The organism is Fulvivirga kasyanovii (assembly GCF_009711405.1).
GTDB lineage: Bacteria > Bacteroidota > Bacteroidia > Cytophagales > Cyclobacteriaceae > Fulvivirga > Fulvivirga kasyanovii.
On sequence record NZ_SMLW01000276.1, the window covers coordinates 1 to 3889 of the forward strand.

Below are 3889 nucleotides of genomic sequence, written 5' to 3' on the forward strand. Positions count from 1 at the left end.
TAATAAAATATTGTTTCATGGGATAAAATGCCCATTTAGTTAGACTTTGATTCAATATCTGTTTGATTGAGGGGCTCATCTTTTTCCTCTTCAACGTCATATTTAATAGGAGCTCTATCATCATGTCTTTTTAGTATAGTCCAGACCTTTCCCCATATGTCTTTGACCTTGTCTCCCGGTTGGTATTGCTGTAAATTTTCTGGGTGCTTTTTATTTACTTTTGACAACTGTTCAACATCAAGCTTATCTTGTAATCGGTTGGTTGCTTTTTTGTTAGCAATAAGATCGTTATAGCTTATAAAATTAATAGTGATACCACCTGTTTGGGAAATATCTCTTTGCTTAAAAGCACGATCAAAATCCGGAATTCCATCTACAGCAGTCAAGATATCAATCCTTACAGGTTCTACGCCAAATTGAATCACTTTATCAGGAGAAGTAAAATCGCCTGCTGTTATACCCATAGCTCCAAAACCAAAATCGTTAAGCACCGACATCATTTTTTTTCCATTTATTAAATCTGGTTTAACCCATACGTCAAAGTCGCCTGTAAAGCGAGGATAGCCATGGTGAGCAACAGAATAGCCTCCAACAATGAGGTATTCTACCTTATGAACGTTTAATAACTCTACAAACTCTTTGAAGTCTTTGTCTAATTCCATTCTTAGTTAATTGCTGAGTTCTTAAATGTTCCAGGGCATTAATGCGTTCTTCTGAGGATCGCTTTGACCAATACGCGGCGTCAAATCCAGCTTGTTTTGTATTAACGATTCTTACTACCTTTTCCATAGCTCTAATATACTTAAAGTACAATTACGTAAAAAGCAAATTGTGAAGTAAGCCCTCTAATGGCTGTCAGTCCCCTTGCTGTCATTAATCTTCCGTAGGGTGACTAATGACTTTTAAATGAGCACTAGTGTCTGTGACACGGCTAATAAAAGCAAAAGTTAAGTTATAAACTACCCCCCTATAACCGTAAGCCAACACTCAAAAAAACCAAACCCGCTCACCATCAACCCCTCCCATTCTGTTCACAATTCCTTCATTTAAACAAAACATAGGCTTGCAATAGAGTTACGCGCTAACCTCTACTTTCAAGGTGTAAACGAATTTTCAAACAAACCTAAAACCATGAAAAAAATTCTATTAATCTTCTGGCTTGCCCTTTTTGCTGCAGGCCTTTATGCCCAGTCAGGGAGCAAGTTGATCCCCATTACACGTGAAGCAGCTACCGGTATCGAAGACTATTTTGATCCAGCCCTGAAACCGTTCTATCACGGTGTGGCCTCAGGTGATCCGCTACAGGACAGGGTGATCATCTGGACTCGGGTGACCCCTGATGAGGAGGGGCCGGTTACAGTAAACTGGCTCGTGTCTTCAACACCCGGCATGACAGACATCGTGGGTTCCGGATCAGTAACCACGGATGTGTCCCGGGACTACACCGTGAAGGTGGATGTTTCCGGTCTGGCACCGGCTACCACCTATTACTACTATTTCAGCGCTATGGGAGCCAACTCAACCGTAGGCCGCACACGTACTGCGCCTGCCGGCAGTGCAGATCAGTTGCGCTTTGCAGTAGTTTCCTGCTCTAATTATCAGGACGGCTATTTCAATGCCTACGAACGCATCTCCGAGCGCAATGACATTGATGCGGTAATTCACCTTGGTGACTACATCTATGAGTATGAAACCGGTGGCTTTGGTCAGGATGAACTGGGCAGAGGACATGTGCCTGACAATGAAATTTTAACCCTGATGGACTACAGGATCAGATATTCATACTACCGCCTGGACCCTCAGCTCAGAAAGGTCCATAAACAACTGCCCTTCATCACCATTTGGGACGATCATGAGTTTGCCAATAATGCCTGGGTGGGTGGCGCAGAAAACCATCAGGAAGAAGAAGGTGACTGGGAAATCCGGAAAAACAATGCCTACCAGGCCTACTTTGAGTGGATGCCCATCAGAGAGCGGTCATCAGCGCCTAACAGAGTCTACAGAAAGATCAGCTATGGCAACCTTGTAGACCTGATTTTGCTGGACACCAGAATCGAAGGAAGAGAGAAGCAAAAAGATAGCCTGCTGGGCATAAAAAGGGAAGCAGCTAAAAACAGAGACCTGCAAACCGCCAGGGATTATGAAGCCTATCTCTCTGATGTTTTGCCGGCTTCCATCAGGAAGAACCTCACAGATGAAGAGTACAATTATCTGATAGGAACACTGTCAGAATGGGCGGCCGAAGATTTACCCGTGACTGAGATCAAAAAGCTTGAGACAAGAGAAGAGTTTCAGCAGGTACAGGACCTGGTGATCAAATCATACAAAGCCGAAGAGGAAAAGCCAAAGGCTGACCAGAGAACCGCGGCTGATCGTCAGCTTTTGGGTGAGGAGCAGTTTTCGTGGCTTGAAAACAACCTGAAAACCTCCAATGCCAAATGGAAGATTGTAGCCAACCAGGTGCTGCTCATGCCCTTGAAAGGTATACCTTTGACTGACACCTGGGACGGGTATGAAGACTCACGTGAGCGGCTGTTGAGTTATATTAAAGATCAAAAGCTACAGAACGTTGTGTTTTTAACAGGCGATATCCATATGACACTGGCTTCTGACCTGCCTACATCTTTCTTTAGCTATACCTTCAACAAGAAAAACTCTGCGGCAGTGGAGTTTGTTACTCCCAGTATTACCTCAAGCAACCTCGATGAGTTTATCGGCATCTCAGAAGGTTTTCTGACTTGGCTCGTAGGTTTGTTTAACCCTCACATCAAAAACACCGACCTGAAACAGCATGGTTATTTTGTGCTTACCGTAAATAGCAGCAAAGCGCAGGCAGACTGGTATTATGTAGATGATGTCAAGACCATTACTACAGGGCAGAAAAACGGTGAAAGCTGGTATGTAAACAGCGGGGATACCCGTTTAAACAAAGCCTCGTCCCCCATGTCGGCAACGAATGGGTATGGAGATAGTGCCCCTGAACAGGCATTTTCGGCATCAGTTGAAAAACAACCTGTTTTACTGATTGGAAACTATCCAAACCCGGCTGAAGGACAAACTACAATCCACTATGTGTTGGCAGAAGAGTCTCAGGTTAATGTGTCAATTGTAGACCTCCAAGGCAATGCAGTAAAGGATGTAATGACTGAAAACCGGCAAGGGCCTGGTATTTATGCCCTACAAGTCGGTATAGATGATTTGAAGCCTGGCATTTATTTGTATGAAATTAGCACCAAAAACCAGAAGGTGGTTAGAAGAATGGTGGTAAAGTAGCCGACTATTAAAATGGCGATCGGCAAAGACAGTTGGTAAAACCAGGAGGGTGCTGATTTGAGTGATTAAGTGTCCGGCTTTTCAGAACCGTTTACTCCACAGATTTCAACTTATAAAAAAAATGAGGCTGCTTTTTCGGCAGCCTCATTGCTAAACGTGTGACTATTTTAAATTTTGATTAGCCGTTTCCCGCAGCTTTTAATGGTGATTTCTTGTCATCATCAGACTTGTTTTCAAAGTCGACTTTGTTTTTGGCAGAGCCCATTTTACATTGTCCGTCAAACTTAGCCCCGGCTTCTACTACCAGCTTATTGGCAATTATATCCCCGGAGATACTGCACGTAGGTTTCAAAATAAGAACATCGGTTACTTCTACCGATCCCTTTACTTCTCCTTCCACTTCCGCTACCTGGGCCAGAATGTTACCATCAATCACAGCTGATTGCCCTACGGCTATTTTTGATTTCGAGCGTACATTGCCTATTATTCTTCCCTCTACTCTCAGGTTGCCGTAAGTATCTATATTCCCATTAAAAGTGCTACCCTTACCAATAATGTTATTGGAGTTAATAAGGTCCTGCGTCACTTTTTCCTCTTTCTGGTTCTTAAACATAGA

3 protein-coding genes are annotated in these 3889 nt (G+C 43.4%); 1 reads left to right on the forward strand and 2 read right to left on the reverse strand.

What is annotated here, in order from left to right; genetic code table 11:
• Positions 1-35: 35 nt before the first annotated feature.
• Entirely contained in the window at positions 36-662 is a 627-nt protein-coding gene (locus tag E1163_RS01860; RefSeq protein ID WP_155168881.1) for a nucleotidyltransferase, read from the reverse strand.
• 469 nt (positions 663-1131) lie between these two features.
• Between E1163_RS01860 and E1163_RS01865 the strand changes: the two genes are divergently transcribed.
• The gene (locus E1163_RS01865; RefSeq protein WP_155168883.1) at positions 1132-3273 is read left to right on the forward strand and encodes a T9SS type A sorting domain-containing protein; all 2142 of its coding nucleotides are present in this window, start codon (positions 1132-1134) and stop codon (positions 3271-3273) included.
• Between the two features lie 178 nt (positions 3274-3451).
• Here E1163_RS01865 and E1163_RS01870 read toward each other — a convergent pair.
• A partial coding sequence (locus E1163_RS01870; protein ID WP_246223464.1) for a bactofilin family protein occupies positions 3452-3889 on the reverse strand: 438 nt, incomplete at its 5' end.